This is a genomic window from Herpetosiphon sp. NSE202, assembly GCF_042688385.1.
In the GTDB taxonomy this organism is placed as follows: Bacteria; Chloroflexota; Chloroflexia; order Chloroflexales; family Herpetosiphonaceae; genus Herpetosiphon.
The window spans coordinates 92266-108204 of the sequence record NZ_JBHUPY010000026.1 but is presented as its reverse complement, the minus strand read 5'-3'; the positions used below and the strand labels follow the sequence as shown (position 1 = coordinate 108204).

Annotated in this window: 17 protein-coding genes; 5 read left to right on the top strand and 12 right to left on the bottom strand. The window is 47.5% G+C overall.

The window, feature by feature from the left end; all coding sequences use genetic code 11:
* Nucleotides 1–145: 145 nt before the first annotated feature.
* Together ACFMKP_RS23790 and ACFMKP_RS23785 are read right to left on the bottom strand one after the other, a co-directional pair.
* Entirely contained in the window at nt 146–559 is a 414-nt protein-coding gene (locus ACFMKP_RS23790; RefSeq protein ID WP_382296093.1) for a VOC family protein, read from the bottom strand.
* A gap of 28 nt (nt 560–587) precedes the next feature.
* Nucleotides 588–815 (bottom strand): DNA-binding protein, encoded by a 228-nt coding sequence (locus tag ACFMKP_RS23785; RefSeq protein WP_382296090.1) that lies wholly within the window; start codon nt 813–815, stop codon nt 588–590.
* Nucleotides 816–965: 150 nt separating this feature from the next.
* On the opposite strand from ACFMKP_RS23785, the gene ACFMKP_RS23780 reads away from it, so the two are divergent.
* Together ACFMKP_RS23780 and ACFMKP_RS23775 are read left to right on the top strand one after the other, a co-directional pair.
* Complete coding sequence (locus ACFMKP_RS23780) at nt 966–2444, top strand: PLP-dependent aminotransferase family protein (RefSeq protein WP_382296088.1); 1479 nt, start codon at nt 966–968, stop codon at nt 2442–2444.
* Between the two features lie 79 nt (nt 2445–2523).
* Nucleotides 2524–3012 carry a carboxymuconolactone decarboxylase family protein gene (locus tag ACFMKP_RS23775; protein ID WP_382296085.1) on the top strand — a complete coding sequence of 163 codons (489 nt, stop codon included), beginning with the start codon at nt 2524–2526 and terminating at the stop codon, nt 3010–3012.
* A 297-nt stretch (nt 3013–3309) separates the two neighbouring features.
* Here ACFMKP_RS23775 and ACFMKP_RS23770 read toward each other — a convergent pair whose 3' ends face one another.
* The 9 genes from ACFMKP_RS23770 to ACFMKP_RS23730 form a co-directional block, all read right to left on the bottom strand.
* Entirely contained in the window at nt 3310–3717 is a 408-nt protein-coding gene (locus ACFMKP_RS23770) for a hypothetical protein (RefSeq protein WP_382296082.1), read from the bottom strand.
* Between the two features lie 29 nt (nt 3718–3746).
* Complete coding sequence (locus tag ACFMKP_RS23765) at nt 3747–4817, bottom strand: HAMP domain-containing protein (RefSeq protein ID WP_382296079.1); 1071 nt, start codon at nt 4815–4817, stop codon at nt 3747–3749.
* Between the two features lie 13 nt (nt 4818–4830).
* On the bottom strand, nt 4831–5643 hold the full coding sequence (locus ACFMKP_RS23760) for a GNAT family N-acetyltransferase (RefSeq protein ID WP_382296078.1): 813 nt from the start codon (nt 5641–5643) through the stop codon (nt 4831–4833).
* Nucleotides 5627–6979 carry an MFS transporter gene (locus tag ACFMKP_RS23755; protein ID WP_382296075.1) on the bottom strand — a complete coding sequence of 451 codons (1353 nt, stop codon included), beginning with the start codon at nt 6977–6979 and terminating at the stop codon, nt 5627–5629. Before ACFMKP_RS23755 ends, ACFMKP_RS23760 begins: the two co-directional genes overlap by 17 nt.
* Before the next feature lie 43 nt (nt 6980–7022).
* Entirely contained in the window at nt 7023–7775 is a 753-nt protein-coding gene (locus tag ACFMKP_RS23750) for a MinD/ParA family protein (protein WP_382296072.1), read from the bottom strand.
* Nucleotides 7776–7799: 24 nt separating this feature from the next.
* A complete protein-coding gene (locus tag ACFMKP_RS23745) occupies nt 7800–8552 on the bottom strand; it encodes a MinD/ParA family protein (protein ID WP_382296069.1) in 753 nt (250 codons plus the stop codon).
* Between the two features lie 183 nt (nt 8553–8735).
* A complete protein-coding gene (locus ACFMKP_RS23740; protein WP_382296066.1) occupies nt 8736–10007 on the bottom strand; it encodes a DNA cytosine methyltransferase in 1272 nt (423 codons plus the stop codon).
* Complete coding sequence (locus ACFMKP_RS23735; protein ID WP_382296063.1) at nt 10000–11037, bottom strand: restriction endonuclease; 1038 nt, start codon at nt 11035–11037, stop codon at nt 10000–10002. Before ACFMKP_RS23735 ends, ACFMKP_RS23740 begins: the two co-directional genes overlap by 8 nt.
* A gap of 30 nt (nt 11038–11067) precedes the next feature.
* On the bottom strand, nt 11068–11334 hold the full coding sequence (locus ACFMKP_RS23730; protein ID WP_382296061.1) for a hypothetical protein: 267 nt from the start codon (nt 11332–11334) through the stop codon (nt 11068–11070).
* Between the two features lie 198 nt (nt 11335–11532).
* Here ACFMKP_RS23730 and ACFMKP_RS23725 point away from each other — a divergent pair, with 198 nt between their 5' ends.
* From ACFMKP_RS23725 to ACFMKP_RS23715, 3 genes are read left to right on the top strand one after another with little or no spacing between them, the layout of a single operon-like run.
* The gene (locus tag ACFMKP_RS23725) at nt 11533–12543 is read left to right on the top strand and encodes a DUF2157 domain-containing protein (protein ID WP_382296058.1); all 1011 of its coding nucleotides are present in this window, start codon (nt 11533–11535) and stop codon (nt 12541–12543) included.
* On the top strand, nt 12540–13604 hold the full coding sequence (locus ACFMKP_RS23720) for a DUF4401 domain-containing protein (protein ID WP_382296056.1): 1065 nt from the start codon (nt 12540–12542) through the stop codon (nt 13602–13604). Before ACFMKP_RS23725 ends, ACFMKP_RS23720 begins: the two co-directional genes overlap by 4 nt.
* Nucleotides 13601–14083 (top strand): GDYXXLXY domain-containing protein, encoded by a 483-nt coding sequence (locus tag ACFMKP_RS23715; protein WP_382296054.1) that lies wholly within the window; start codon nt 13601–13603, stop codon nt 14081–14083. The genes ACFMKP_RS23720 and ACFMKP_RS23715 overlap by 4 nt, the downstream gene beginning before the upstream one ends.
* A gap of 497 nt (nt 14084–14580) precedes the next feature.
* Here the strand turns inward: ACFMKP_RS23715 and ACFMKP_RS23710 are convergent, their stop codons facing one another.
* Nucleotides 14581–15867 (bottom strand): MFS transporter, encoded by a 1287-nt coding sequence (locus ACFMKP_RS23710; RefSeq protein WP_382296051.1) that lies wholly within the window; start codon nt 15865–15867, stop codon nt 14581–14583.
* Between the last annotated feature and the right edge of the window lie 72 nt (nt 15868–15939).

Sequence of the window (15939 nt, the reverse complement as noted above, 5' to 3'; positions counted from 1 at the left end):
GGTGGCCGGCTCGGGACGGCTATCCCCTAACACTTAATTACTACCCATTCCCCAACCTGTCCGCCCTTAAACCCGTCGGACGGGAGAGGGGTTGGGGTGAGGGGATCAGGCGGTAGTTAACCTGATGTACCAGTACAGCTAGGCGTTATTGAGGTGGCGCAGCGTTCATGTCCATATAGAAGAATTCCCAAATATGGCCATCGAGATCTTGAATGGCGCGGCTGTACATAGCACCCATTTCAATTGGCTCGCTAAAGCTGGTAGCACCAAGCGAAAGCGCCTTGTCATACATTTTGTCGACGGCTTCGCGGCTGTCCATCGTCAACGAAACCAGCACTTCGGTTGCGCTGCGGGCATCGCTAATCCCAGCATTTTTGGGAATAAATTCTTTGAACTTGGGATGGGTCAGCAGCATCACATAAATTGTATCGCTAATCACAATGCTGGAAGCAGTTTCATCACTCATCTGCAGATCTTGTTCGTAGCCGAGGCCTTTGAAAAATTCAATTGATTTGGGGAGGTCTTGCACTGCGAGATTAATAAAGACTTGAGTATTCACGTCGTCACTCCTTACATTCAACACAAACTCAATCCTGAGCACTTGTTTGATCAGCAAAGGTTAGGCCCTTGGCGGCCAACGCTTCGCGCAATTGGCGGATGCCTTTTGGCCCCATGCCATGCAGCTTGCCAAGCTCACGAGTGGTCACTTGGGTCAGTTGGGCCAAACTCGTGTAGCCAGCATGCAGCAAGGCTCTATAGGCAGGTCGGCTTAGCTTAGGCGGAAAGTCATCGGTTGGTTGCTCAGTTGCGTTCATCGGCCAAGTTCCTCCATCGCCAATAAAACAAATGTTCTATTTCAGTATACGCTTTTACTTCAAAAAGTCAAGTAGCAATTTCATAAAAACAAGCGAATATTTGAGCTACATTTGGCTATACTAGCAATAGATTCTTGCGTGGAGTGAAGTATGATCAAGCCATTATTGTTAAGTGTCGATAGCCAGCCACTCTATCAACAACTCTATCAACATTTGCGCCAAGCGATTTTAAACGGCGAGCTTAAGCGCGGCATGCAATTGCCTTCCAGCCGCAGCCTCGCTAGCCAACTCAGTCTCTCGCGCAATACCGTGCTGAATGCCTACGAGCAGTTAATTGCTGAGGGTTATCTCGAAAGCTATAGTGGCCAAGGCACATTTGTATCGAGCAATCTGCCTGAGCTTGATCTGCCAACGCTGCAATCAGATAGCCCAGCAAATCCCAGCCAAACCCAACATCGTTTAGCTGACCATGCTTTAGACCAAATTTACGCACCCCAAATGACCGACAACGCAACCAGCGCGCGCTTAATCGGTCAACCACTCAGCTCGGGTATTCCAGCGATCGCCGATTTCCCGAGCGGCTTATGGCAGCGATTGCAACATCAACAAATTCGCCATTTAGGCAAGGCCAGCCTAGGCTATCAAGATGCCAAAGGCTATGCGCCGTTACGCGAGGCCATCGCCAAGCACATTGCACTAACGCGCCAAGTGCAATGTAGCCCAGAACAAATTTTGATTACAAATGGGGCGCAGGCTGCGCTCAATTTAGCCATTCATGGCTTGCTCAACCGCGGCGAACAGGTTTGGATGGAAGATCCTGGTTATTTGGGTGTGCGCGGGGTCTTATTGGGGGCTGGGGCGAGCATCGTGCCAGTGCCAGTTGATCACGAGGGCTTGCAGGTGGCCAGCGGCATGGCGCTCGCCCCGCACGCTCGCTTGGTGTATGTCACGCCATCACACCAATTTCCGCTTGGCAGCACGCTGAGCCTCAGCCGTAGATTGCAGCTTTTGGAATGGGCCGCCCAGCAGCAAGCCTATATTCTTGAAGATGATTATGATAGTGAATATCGTTACGCTGGCCGCCCGATTGCCTCGCTGTATAGCCTTGATCAAGCAGAACGGGTGCTGTACGTTGGCACCTTCAGCAAAGTGCTGTTTCCTGCTTTGCGGATTGGCTACCTGGTTGTGCCGCCAAATTTGGTCGAGCCCTTCACGGTGTTGCGGCGCTTGGCCGATGTGCATACGCCATTGATTAATCAAGCTACCTTGGCCGAATTTATCAATGCAGGCCATTTCAGCCGCCATATTCATCGGATGTGCCAACTCTATGCTCAACGCCGCGAATATATGCTGCAATTGCTGAGCGAACTTGGCTTAGAAGTGAATGCACCGCCTGCGGGAATGTATTGCACGGCATGGCTCCCAGAAGGCATCAATGCCCAAATGGTAAGCAGTTTAGCGGCGCAACGTGGCCTGATGATCGAGAATGTCAACCATTTTGCGTTGCGTCCAATCAGTCGCCAAGGAATTTTGCTTGGCTATGCAGGCTTTAGCTTCGAAGTTATGCGGGCTGGCATTGAGCAGCTTGGCCAGATTTTGCAGCAACTGCAAACTGGTACCATTAACTGATCAACAATTGGCACTGGTAGGAACCACAGCCATTGCTAGAATAGAGCTATCGAATTTCTTTTGTGTGAGGTTTCTAGCAATGACAGCTCGCTTAGATTATATGGCAACCGTTCCTGAAGCCTTTAAACCGTTATTAAAATTGAGTAACCTTGCGCACAACAGCGGCTTAGAGCCAGCGATTGTCAACTTAATTGAAATTCGCGCTTCGCAAATCAATCGTTGTGGCTACTGCCTCGATATGCATACCAAAGATGCCCGCAGCGCTGGCGAAACCGAGCAACGCATCTATGGGCTGAACGCATGGCGCGATACGCCCTACTACAATCAGCGCGAACGCTTGGCGCTTGAATTAACCGAAGTGCTGACCCAAATTGCCCAAAACCACGTTTCCGACGAATTCTATCAACGCTTGCTTAGCGCATTTAGCGAAAGCGAATTGGTCAAATTGGTGACGGCAATTAGCACAATCAATATGTGGAACCGCTTTGCAATTACCTTCCAAAGCGCCGCTGGCAGCTACAAGCTCGAGCATTTTGTGGCCCAAGCAGCTTTAGAAAAAAACCATTAGGCTGCTTTACCCTCACCCCCCAGCCCCCTCTCCCACTGCACGCGGGCGAGGGGGAGCAGCCGTTTTTACCAACGAATCAGGCCAAAACCACCGCATAAATGCCCCTCGCTCGTTGGACGGGAGCGGGGTTGGGGTGAGGGGGTCTTAACAACCTACCCTTGAAAGCACCCCCCGCCCCCCTCTCCCACTCAATGCGGGCGAGGGGGAGCAGCCGTGTTTCACCAATGCATTGTGACAAAACCACGATATTAAAGCCCCTCGCCCGCCGCGTGGGAGAGGGGTTGGGGTGAGGGGATCTTAAACTTGATCGTCAAAATTTGGCAGATCGCTCGGGGCTGTTGCTTGATCGAGCGCATTCCAAAGCGCGTCGATACTGCGTCGAGCTTGAGGCTGATCGTTGGGCGAAACGAGGTTGTTTGCACGCGGCAGATTGCTGGCTTTGGTGCGCAAATTGACTTTATAGCGCCGTGGTTCGCCAGCAAGCAACAACAAATAGTGCTGTTCAAGCAGCGCTGTGAGTGCCTGCTGAATTTCAAAACTGCTGAAGGCTTGCACATCGGGCAATGCAGCTAATGCCTCGCCAAGATTTGGCTCAGCAACCTCACGCTGGCGCAAAATTGCCCGAATCAGGCTGCGTTCGGCCAAGCTCAAATCCTGAAGCTCCAAGATGCTCAGGCCAGCATGGATTTCGTCGGAATGCTCCATACTCACTCCACGGTGATCGCTGATTCCAATTAGTTCGTTTGGTCAGGCGGGCGACGATCGCGACGTTGGCGGGCTTCACGCGCTTTTTCTTGCAAATTACGGAAGAAATCGCTATCGACAATTTCATCAACTTGCTGCTTGCGCTGGCCCTCATCAACAATAATTTGCAATTCGGCAACCTGTTGGCGCAACTTGTTTTCGCGTTCGCGCACTTTATCAACCATCATGGCAAACACGCTGGCAAGCGTCGCAACCTCATCGCGCAAGCCACTGCTACTTTCGGGAACTTCCGAGCTATAATCGCCATTGCTAATTTGGGTGGCAACTGCAGTTAAGCCAATAATCGGGCGCGTTAGGCGGTGGGCAATCAAATAGACCGCAATCGCCAAGAGCGCAGTCACAATTAAAAAGCCGGGAATTAAGGTTTGGCTAATTCGATTGCGCACAGCAGCAACTTTGGCCACGCACATATCAACGCCAACCGCGCCAACCGTCTCGCCTTTGGCATTATAAATCGGCGCAGCGCCGGCAATCCATTCGCCCCATTGATCAGTCGATGGATTGGGATCGATGCTTGGTTCGCGCAAGCCGCGCGCCATATCGGGCGTAAAACCGCCAGCCGCTGTAAATGCAGCATTAATCAGCGGGCGCGTATCGGGCCGAATTGTGCAGCCAGCGCCTGATTCGGTGGCCAAGGCCTGTTCGCGGGCGGTTGGAGTTTGTCCAGGCGGAATCGCCGCGCTCACCACAAAGCGCGCTTGTTCTGGCTCGTTGGGCAATTGTACAAAGCTATAAATGCCCGAAGCTTTGGGATTGATCGTTTTGACTTCGCGCAAATAGGCATTGATTTTGAGATAGGTTGGATCATCGATTTGGCCTTGGGTATACAGCGCGCTATGTTCATCACCATCAATGCCAGCAGCGGCAGTTTTGGCAATCGCCATCAAATCGGCTTCAAGTTCTGCTTGGGCATTGTTGGTGGCATAATTCAAAAACCAGATGAAAACTCCGGTCAAAACACTTAAAAACAACAGCGTAAAAATGGCTAACAAACGCCAACGCAGGCTCAAAAAACGGCTTTTAGGTGCTACGGCTGTCATAGAATGCTATTCCTCACCGCAACGACGCAAGCGCGTGCTGCACAAAAGGATTATCGTGATCCAAATAATAGACATCATGGTAAATCGCTTGCACAATTGCTTGAATTGTTGTCAGCTTCAACGGCTGCTGCTGGCTGGGATAAAACACTAAGTGCATTGGTTGCGGCGCAATCGTCAATTGGCGCGCTGCCTGCTCATCGCTATTTTTAATCACTGGCGGCTCGATATACTCAACTGGCAGGAGCACAGCGCCATTATTAAGATGAAAGCGCAAGCGGGCCTCGCGCTCTTGGCGATCACCTTCATGGTGAGCATCCTCAACCCGCGCGACTTCAGCGCTATAGCCCCAAATCGCAGTATTGCCGCTATACAAGGCATCGAGCGCCAATTGTTGATGGGTTGCTTGCACCAGCCAACGGCCAATGCCCATACCGCGCACTTGCTGATCGATACCGATAAATGCGCCATGGCCAAAATTGCGCCGATACAAATAGCTGAACATACGCATCCCAACCGGCTTGCCGTTGTGCTCGATCAGCCACAAATGGTCGAGCGTGGCTGGGTGGCTACGCGAAAACGGCTCTGCATACATCGCCAAAAATGGCTCATAATGGGCCAAATGCGGGAAAATTGTGGCGAATAGAGCCTGCACAAGCTCAATCTCGCTGGCTTCAGCCCCCAAAATAGCTCGTAGCTGCATGCCCTTGGGCGCATCATGGTTGGCTTGCGGCGGAACCATGGGCCAACGCACGCTATCTTGCAACTTATGCCACAATGGCTCTAATTCGCCAAACTGAGCTAAGCGCGCCTCAGAACTCGATGCCATCGAGGACGCTCCTTCGACGAGAGCGCGACAGTCGCCAGTTCAGCAGACTTTTATCGTAGACATGGCGGATGCGCCAAGCGGCCCACAAGCCAACAGCCGTGGCCAGCACTGCAAAACCAAGATACAGCAGCGTGCTCAGCGAAGCGGCTAGCCCACCAAGCCAGCTTGGCAACAAAATGAGGCTGATCACCCCGCAGCCAACGATTGTCGCGAATGAATAACAATAGCTATCAAGAAACACGCTTACACGCCCGCGCCGCTCGTCGGGAACAATGCTCTGCACCGATTTGCGCAAGGGTTCGTCCCAGCCAGTTTGGGCCAAACGCGCCCCAAAACGGCCAACCAACCCGCCAATCAGTGGTTGCGCCAAAGCTCCCAGAATGCACAGCAACAGAACGATGGGCAGCGCGATAAAGGCTTGTTTGGGGCTGGTTTTGCTGAGCAAGCGCCCAGCCAACAGCCATTGAAACAGCAAAAGCACCAGCACAAAGCCCAATTTATAGAAGCCATATAGTTGCTGAAAGCGCAACGGATCGGCGGCCACAATTTGGTCAATGCTGCGCAAAAAGTGAAATTCGATCACGGTCAAGGCCAAGCCAGTTGTAAATAACACCAGTGCTAGCAAGCGAAACAATGGCACATGGCGAATCACATCCAAGCCAGTATTAAAGGTCGCGCGAATCGATTCGCGTTCACTTTTGCTTTGGCGTGCGCGCAATTCGTATTGATGAAAAATGAGCCAGACGAAGCCAATCGCCAAAAAGCATAAGCCAGCACATAAGCCCAAAACCAAGCTCGTATTATCTTGGTCGTTGCCAACCAGCCAAGTGGCGATCAGCGCTGCCAGGCCGTTGCCCAAAAGGCTGCCGATGGTTGCACCTGCACCAAGCAAGGGAAACAAACGCTTGGCCTCGGACGTGGCATAAATATCATTAGCTAAGGCCCAAAAGGCCAAAGGAAAAATGGCATATTGCTGCTCGTTGAGGATCGATAAGGCGGGATAGAGCAGCCAGGCAGGAGCCTTGAACCAAAATAGCGCCAACAGCCCCAAATAGCAGGCCCCAAAGCCAGCCAACAAGCGCTGAATCAGCTTAACCCGCTCAGTTCGATCAACAATCAGCGCATAGCTGCCAGCAGCAACAATCGTCAGCAACATACCAACTGGCCAAAGCCACAAGAGTTGTTCGGTGCCAAGGCTGCTAATAAAGCCCGCCATGGCCACCACGTCGGCCAGTTCAAGCACCAAGGTATTCAAGGCCAACAAGCCCATGAGCGCAAGCAGCAAGCGCCATTCTTGCGGTTGGACTTTTAAGCCCTGTTCCAAGCGTTTTAGCATGTAGCTCGCATCCTTTGCGCAAGTACAACAATGTCCGCAGCGATTAAGCGGTCAGGGTTGCAGCCACATTAGTCAACAGTAGGGAGATAGGATGGTCGGGATGGTCGACAACAAAAATATGGGCATTGGTATCGGTTGCTGGCTGATATTCAGCCAACAATTCGGCGTAGGGCAAGGCTGCCAAGACTGGGCGTTGATAAATTTGTTCGATTTTTTGCTGGACTTCGCGCAAATTATAATGCTCAGAAATTTGGTTGACAACCAGCACCATCTCGTCAATCCCAAGCTGCTCGGAAATATCGATTACCACGCCAGTGCCTTGCAGATCTTGCTCACGCAATTGCAACACAAGCAGCTGAATATCGGAAAAAGCAATCGAAGGCAAGGCGGCAAATTGCACGCCCGGCTGGGTATCAATCAATAACACATCCAAGCCCAAGGTATTAATCAACAGCTCGAAACTATCGCTAAGCAAGCGAATATCATAATCGATTGTGCTGTTGCGGGTGGCAAATGGCACGAGATACAGCTGGCCTTTCAGCGGATGGCGAATGCTCGAGTTAAGCTCAACGGCTGTTGCTTCGATGCCACACTTGCCCCAGAGAAAATCATTCAGGCTATGGGTCATTGCACTGTCAGCCACGCCAAAAATCGCTTGAATCGAGGGCGAGCTAACATCACTATCAATAATTGCGACCCGCTGACCAGCTGCCGCCAAGATCGTCGCAATATTGGCAGTTAATTGCGATTTACCAGTGCCTGGGCGAAACGAATGGATCGAAATAATCTTGGGCATGGATGCCTCGCCATCATTTCACAATTAGACTAAGCGATTGGCGACCGCGCGTAACGATTGGCTTAATGGATGATCGGGATATTGCAGCACAAAAATGCCAGAGCTTGCCAGTGTCATCATCTCATCGGAGTGTGGCAAGACGGCGGCAACCTCGGCGTTGTAGGTTTTTTCGACTCGGGCCTTGACTTCGGCAAAATTGAACGAGGTTGGCACTTTATTGACCAATAAAAAGAGCTGCGGCACATCCAACTTATGCGCCACATCAACCGTCACCCCAGTCCCTTGATAATCTTGCGAGTCTGGGCGCAAAATAATAATCAACGCATCGGAGATCGCAATTGAGAGCAAGGTTTCTTCATTTAAGCCTGGGTGAGTATCGATCAACAACACATCAAGCTTCAGCTCCTCGACCAAGCGATGAAAGCCATCGTTGAGCAAGCCTACATCGTAGCCTTCGCGCAGCACGCGGGCAATCTCACCAGCCTTAATGCTCGAAGGAATCAGAAAAATTTGGCCTGCGGTCAAGCCCTTGACCTTGGAACTCACATCGTAGGCTGCTTGCTTGATTTCGCATTTGCCCCACAAATAATCGTTGAGCGAATATTTCATGCTGGCATCGTCCATACCAAAGAGCACGTGAATGCCAGGCGACATGATGTCGGTATCGATAACGCCAACCCGTCGGCCAGTAGCGGCAATCAGGCTAGCGAGATTAGCAGTTGTGTTTGATTTACCCGTGCCACCCCGAAACGAGTGGATTGAAAGAATCTTCGACATGCGGGTGCTCCTGTAAAATGGCAAGTGCTGGTGTACACGGAGAGGTAATCACATCATAGCCCATGGCAAGCCAATAATCAACGCGCTTAATAGCTCCTGATATAGTATCTTTCGTCTATATCAAGAGCTTCAAATACTAAATCACATAAGAGTGATGATAACGGTTATGAGGCTATGATGTTCTTACGTTCTAAAAAATGTAGATAAATTAGCAGATCTAAATAGATCAAGGATGACAGACTTGACTACAGGAACCGATACGGAGTTACCGAATTGTCGATAGGCTAGGCTATCTTTGGGGTGAAGTTTAAAGGAATCAGGAAACCCTTGTAAACGAGCACATTCGCGAGGGGTGATCCGACGAATACGATTCTTATGCACAACGCCTATTTTATGCGCATCACTACTAACCAACGTAATAGAAACACTATCGGGATCTAAGAACTTAAAAACCTCAAACGACATATTTCCTGCTACTGGGTTAAAACGACCATTAACCTCTTGCAAATAGCGCTTAATTATGAGCGATTGTATAATTTTTTCAAGATTCTCGTGATCAAAAAAAGTTTTAATTTGCTCAATTGTTAATTTTTTACCATCCTGATCACTACCAAAGTGTTTCTTTCTGCGATTTGCAATCAATGCATTCATAAATTCAATTTCTTCTGATGTACATTCGCCTTTAATTCCAAGTTCCCAAGAATGAATAGAGTTACCATTACGATAATCAATCAATCTCTTTCCATTCAAATCTGATGGAGAATCAATAATATTCAATAATTTAGTAATAAAATCAGTAGAACAGTCATATTTATTACTTGGATTATCTTCTAAAATATCTTTTACTAGCATTATTTTCTTTGTTTCAAAGAAATTAGCTTGGGTCGATAATTTTTTAAACTTATGTGAATCAGTAGCTCCAATATGAGAATTAATCGTCAATGTTGGCTGATCTTGATCAATTCCAACAATATATACGCGTAACCGATTTTGAGGAACTTGAAAATTCGAGCTATTCAAAATCAAATAGGTTACACCATAATTTAATTCATGCAGTTTTTGTAAAATAGTTTTAAAAGTTCTTCCTTTATCGTGAGTTGTCAATCCACGCACATTCTCTAGCAAAAAGCCTTTAGGTCTATAGGCTTTTAATATTCGCTCAATCTCAAAGAAAAGCGTGCCACGCGTGTCGCCAAAACCTTTTTGCTTACCTGCATAAGAAAATGGCTGACAAGGAAAGCCTGCTAATAAAAAATCAAACCTTGGAAAATCTTGAATTTGGGCTATATCACCTTCAGGTTGTTCGTCAAAATTCATAACATAGGTAGTTTGAGCATGTTTATCAATTTCTGAAGCTAAAACACATTGACTATCAATCCCTAATTCTTGCATTGCTTGCTCAAAGCCAAGCCGCATTCCACCAATACCAGCGAATAAATCGATAAACTTAAGCATTGAATTTCTCTTGAATAAATTTTGCCAGCACTGCTATTTCGCCTTCTGAGTAAGCTACAGTACAATCACTATAACGGCAAATAGTTCGAACTGCCGCTGATCGTTCAAAATTACCAGCTCCATCGATAACATAGGCAATCCAATAGTTTTGAGCATGCATACGATTTTGTCGATCGCGTGCTTGACCTGCTTTTCGTTCAATTGTACTGTTTGTCGTTACCTGAAAACTAACTTCTATTCCTACTTTTTTATCCGCTAACTCTACTAAAATATCAAAAGAGGTTTTAGCAGGATCTTGATTATCCAAATCACTTAATAGAATTTTACCATTACGTGTAATGATGTATTCTTCAGGTAGATATTTAGACAAAATACTACAAACATATGTTTGTGCGATTTGACCAAGAGAATTTGTATTAGCTCCATTAGTTATTCTACTAACGTATAAATATTTTTGTGTAATATATGTATCAATAATCTCATTTTTACCTAAAATAGTACCAATTTCGCATTTTTCTAAACCTGCTAAATTGAATTGTTCTGTTGTCGAGCCATAGAGTAAAATCATAATCATATCGTAATATAAATTTGATAAAGATTTCCTTTCAACAATTGCTTTTCCATCAATCGCTAGTTTTGAATTATCAAGACCTTTAATTGGAAGATTTTTAAATGTATAGGTATATTGCTCCCCTTTGAAGGTATAATTCATATAATATTCTAAAGTAGAATCATCTTGAGGAAAAATTTCTTGAAATTCTTTACCTAGACGTTTAATCATTTCGCCGCCATAATCAGCTAAAACAACAAGGTGTTTTAAAAATAGATTAATGGGTATTTTTGCAGCATTAATAACATCAAATATTTGCTCTGGATGATTTCCTGACAACTTCAGAGCACTAATAAATAAATCCTGTGATGAGATCAATATAGGTAGTACACTAGCTTCTGCAACAGTAGCAGATAATTCCTGAGGCCACCATTTAATAGCATTGAACTCTAAATCTTCAAAACTGCGTTGATAGTTCAAAACATTCCTCTTTTCAAGAGTAAACCATGCTTATTCAGAATCTGACGTATCAGAGATAACTATATCACTAGATTTATCTTTTAAAGCCACTTGTAATTTTGGACTAATCAATTGATGTTTAATAATTAATCGATCTTCCTGTTCTAATTGGGCTAATGCGCATTTTACGGCGGTAAGTGATAAATTACTTTCTCTCGCAATAATGTGTGGGCTTGCAAAATCTTTTTGAACAAGAACCTTCAAAACACCCTCTAAATGCTCTGGCTTTGGCTTTAACTTAAATGTACCAAACGTCATTTAATCCTCCAGAATAGCGTAATTAGGCCATATTCATTCCATTTGTAAGCTCTTACTATAAACTACTAAATATATTTTAGTCAAACTTTTTAGCACCCAAATCATCCCACAACTGTATCTTTGGTTACATTCGATAGTAGCTCTGTGGGCCTAGAATATGCTGAACACCTCGGTAGAGTGATAGAAAGAAAGGATTGTATGCTTGAACTTCCTGATCCGCTGGATCAAGCCCCTACCCGTGAATCAATTCAACATTACGTCAATCAAGGCATTATCGATCGTTCGCTGCGGCAACGAGCCTTACAGCTGAGTGGCTTTACGCCCAATGCTCAAGCCTGGGTCAAATTTTTGAATCTGATGTTGTTGGTACTTGGGGCGGGCTTGGCCGTCTGCGGTGTCTTTTTCTTCTTTGCCTTTAATTGGCAAACGATGCATCGCTTTGTCAAACTTGGTTTAGTGCAAGGCGGCTTGCTGATCAGCACGGTTGCTGCCTTGTGGTATGGGCTTGAGCGTATCGAAGGCAAAATTTTGCTGACCGTTAGCGCTTGTTTGGTTGGCGCACTGATGGCGCTGTTTGGCCAAATATATCAAACGGGAGCCGATGCGTACACCCTGTTTTTGAATTGGGCCTTGGTTATCACTGGCTTTGCAATTGCTGGTAATTTTGCCCCGTTGTGGCTGCTCTGGTGGGGACTGTGGAACACCACAATTCTGCTTTACTACGAGCAAACGGGCAGCTATCGCGACTTTAACGAGCTATTGCCATTACTCAGCTTCAATGGATTAAGTTTTGCCGTGGTTGAATTTTTGCGCCAACGCAAGCTTGCTTGGCTGCAAACGAATTGGTTTCATCGGGTGCTTGGGCTAGGCTTACTCTGGGTTACACTGCTGATCAGCCTCAACTTTAGCGAACTCCTTTTCTGGCGCTATGGAAACGAACCAAGCAACAGCTTGCTTTTGCCCTATATTTTGGCAGTTGTGGTAATAGCTGCAATGAGTGCCTATCACTATTTTATTAAGTTTGATGGGCTACTCGCCCTGGCTAGTATTGGCACAGTCTGGTTTTTTGTTGATCGCTGGCTGATCGAATGGCTCTCCGATGATTTTGCAATCAGTTTCTTAATCGTAGGCATGATCATTCTGGGGCAAACAATCGGCTCAATTATTTGGGTGCGCCAACGGCAGCAACTGCAAGGAGGCCAGGCATGAGCACAGCACGTTATAGCATTCGCCAATTATTTGCCGACCTTGCGCTTGAGCCACCAAGCTTTGTGCCCGCCGCCCAACCGCCAAGCGAATATCCGTGGTATATGCGAATTTTTGCTGGCATTGGTGCATGGTTCGCAGCCTTACTGTTTATTGGCTTTTTAGTGATTACCCGCATCATCATTAATGAAGTTGGGGCGTTAATTGTCGGCTTGATTCTGTGTACAGTCGCGGTTGGCCTCCATCGCGTCAAAAGTTCATCAACGTTCGTTCATCAATTTGCGCTCGCAACCAGCATTGCAGGCCAAAGTTTGGCAATTATTGGCTGGGTAGTGATGCTTGATGGGTCATACATTGGCTCGGCGCTTGGCGTAATCGTGCTCGAAATCGTTCTGTTTGCAGTACAACGCGATTTCATTCAACGCTTGATTTCGACGTTGGCAATTATCAGCGCCATCCATGTAATTGTTGGAGATCTTAGCGGTTGGAGCGAAAATTTCAATTATATCTATTTGCTGTTGAGTTGCTTAATTATCATGTTTGCGGGCTTTCTATGGCTCGACCCAAAAATTCATGCTGATGAGCTGTGGCCAAGTGCTGCGCCAATAGGCTATGGCATATTGCTGTTTATGGGTGCATCAAGCATCTTTACCAATGTTGATTGGGATGATCTCGCGCTACGCAGCAACTTTTTCATGCTGCCAGCGCTGGTGGGTATCATCTGCTTAGGCATCAGCATCTGGATGATTATTAATGAATTTGCCTATCGATTAAACCCAATTGAACGTGGATCTATCGGCATTGGTTTGTTGTTTATAACCTTCATTGGCTTCAACACGCCAGCAATCATTATTGCTTTATTGATCCTGGTGCTCAGCTATTGGCGCGGTTATTGGGTGATGTTTGGGTTTGGCTGCTTGGTATTGATTAGTGCATTGAGCTTGTATTATTACAACCTTAATATCTCGTTGCTTTACAAATCCATCATCTTATTTGCTAGTGGCTTAACGTTATTGGCAATTCGCGCTGTGGTGCTCAAATTAAATCAAAAGGAAGCATTATGAGTATTCGGATTGGATTAATTATTCTCAGCTTGGTTGCATGTCTCGGTTTGGTCAATTATAGCGTTGTGCAACGCGAAGAATTAGCGAGCACAGGGCGAGTCGTCTATCTCGAATTAGCGCCTGTTGATCCACGTTCGTTGTTGCAAGGCGATTATATGCGCTTGAATTACGAAACATTTCCCCGCTCGTATGATCAAGCGTTTTCGCCGCGTGGCATCTTGGTGATTACGCTTGATGAGCAGAACATTGGCAGATTCAGCCATTTTAAATATGGTGAGCAACCCTTAGCTGCCAACCAACAGCGGCTTAAATATCGCTCGAATGGCTATGATGTGCAGATTGCAGGCGAATCGTTTTTCTTTGAGGAAGGTACGGGCGAGCGTTTTAATGCTGGCAAGTATGCTGAGTTTCGAGTTAATGCAGCTGGGGATATGGCCTTGGTTGGCTTGCGGGATAAAGATTTGCAGCTGATCAAATAAAGTTGAGATCCCCTCACCCCAACCCCTCTCCCGTGGCGCGGGCGAGGGGCTTTAACCCTGTGGTTTTTGCATGATTTATGGTGAAAACGGGTGCTCCCCCTCGTCCGCGTCCAGTGGGAGAGGGGGCTGGGGGGTGAGGGAACGCTCCCAGCCGACCAATCGCTCAAAATTTACCCTTGAAGGGAGAGGGGGTTGGATGGTGAGGAAATAGAACGTTTCATGGTTCCGATTACCGATCACCAATCACTTCAAGGGTAGGTTGTTAATCAGCATGTTTGATCACCACCCTTCCGTCCCGCCAGCGGGAGACGCAGGGGGTTTTCAGCCCCCTGCACCCCCAAATATTTGTTTGCTGGATTATCGTTAAGTTTCCTTGCTCCCCATACTTCGTGCTCTTTGTACTTCGGTTAACCTAATCTTAGCTCTTCTTCGTGCGCTTCGTGGTTGCCGTTTCTCATCCTTCCGATCCCCGATCCCCAACAACCGATCCCTCAGGTTTACAACGCTTCGGCTGGGGCTTGGCTGAGGCTTGGTTCATTGATAGTTGGCACAGATTCTTGGGCTTGATGGCTTTCCATCGTCATAACTGAGCGCAGACCAAAGCCCAAAACGCCCATCGCAACCGTGACAACCCCACCAAGAATGTACCAAATCCGTAGCCCAAACGCATCGGCGATTGGCCCAGCGAGCAATAAACCAATTGGAGCCATGGCCGTAGCAAAACTTCCCACCAAGGAAAAGACCCGACCCTGCAATTCAGGAGCAATCACGCCTTGGATCATCGCGCCAAACGAGCCATTGACAATTGGCAAGCTCAGGCCAACCAAGCCGTTCATCACAATCGCGCCCCAAACCAATGAGCTTGGCATGATGCCCAAGAACAGCGTAAATGCCCCAAGCAGCACCAGCCCAAACAATGCGGTGACGATGCGGCGCTTGAATCCGCCCCAAACGCTGAGCAAAACCCCACCCAGAATAATCCCAATCGAGAGCGCTGCTTCCATCCAGCCCAATTCGCTGGCTCCACCACCAAAAATTTTGGTCACCAAGAGCGGCAACAACGAACCAACAGGCGTGATAACCAAATTGATCACGCTGACCATAATCAAGCTAATCAACAAGCCGCGCCAGCCAATCACATAGACAAAGCCTTCGCGCATATCTTGCCAAAAAGTGACAGTGCGGTTGGTATCGCGTTGAGGTTGAGGAATCCGCACAAACAACAAGGGTAAAATGGCCAACAACGCCGTAATTACGTCAATTGATAAGACCGCTTGCAAGGGAAATGTGGCAACCAGCCATGCGCCTAATGGAGCAGCGATAATGTTCATACCGCCGTGTAAGGCTTGGTTCATACCTTGAACGCGAGCTAAATGGGTTTTTGGCACCAACAGCACAGTTGAAGCACCCATCGCGGTGGAGTGGAAACGCTCACAGACTGAGCGTAGTAATAAAGCAACATAAATCTGCCAAATTGCATCCGAGCCTTGCCAGAAGAGCAACGCCAAGCCAATCGTCACCAACATCGAGCAGGCATCAGCTACCAGCATAATAACTTGGCGATTCATGCGGTCAACCCATGTGCCAATAAATGGCGAGAGCAGAACCGCTGGTAGCATGGCCATCAATGAAGCAAACGCGAGGGTAGTGGCCGAGCCTGTGCGCAAGGTCAAATTCCAAATAATCGCGAATTGAACCAATTGACTGCCAATTAATGAACAAACTTGGCCCAGCCAAATACTGAGAAATCGCCCAAGCCAAGGTGATGATGGTTGATCGTGCATTGCTAGCTCCTGTGGTTGAAACTAGCCACACTATAGTTGGCTCAGGCCACAATCGGCAGCCCGCAAAAGGTG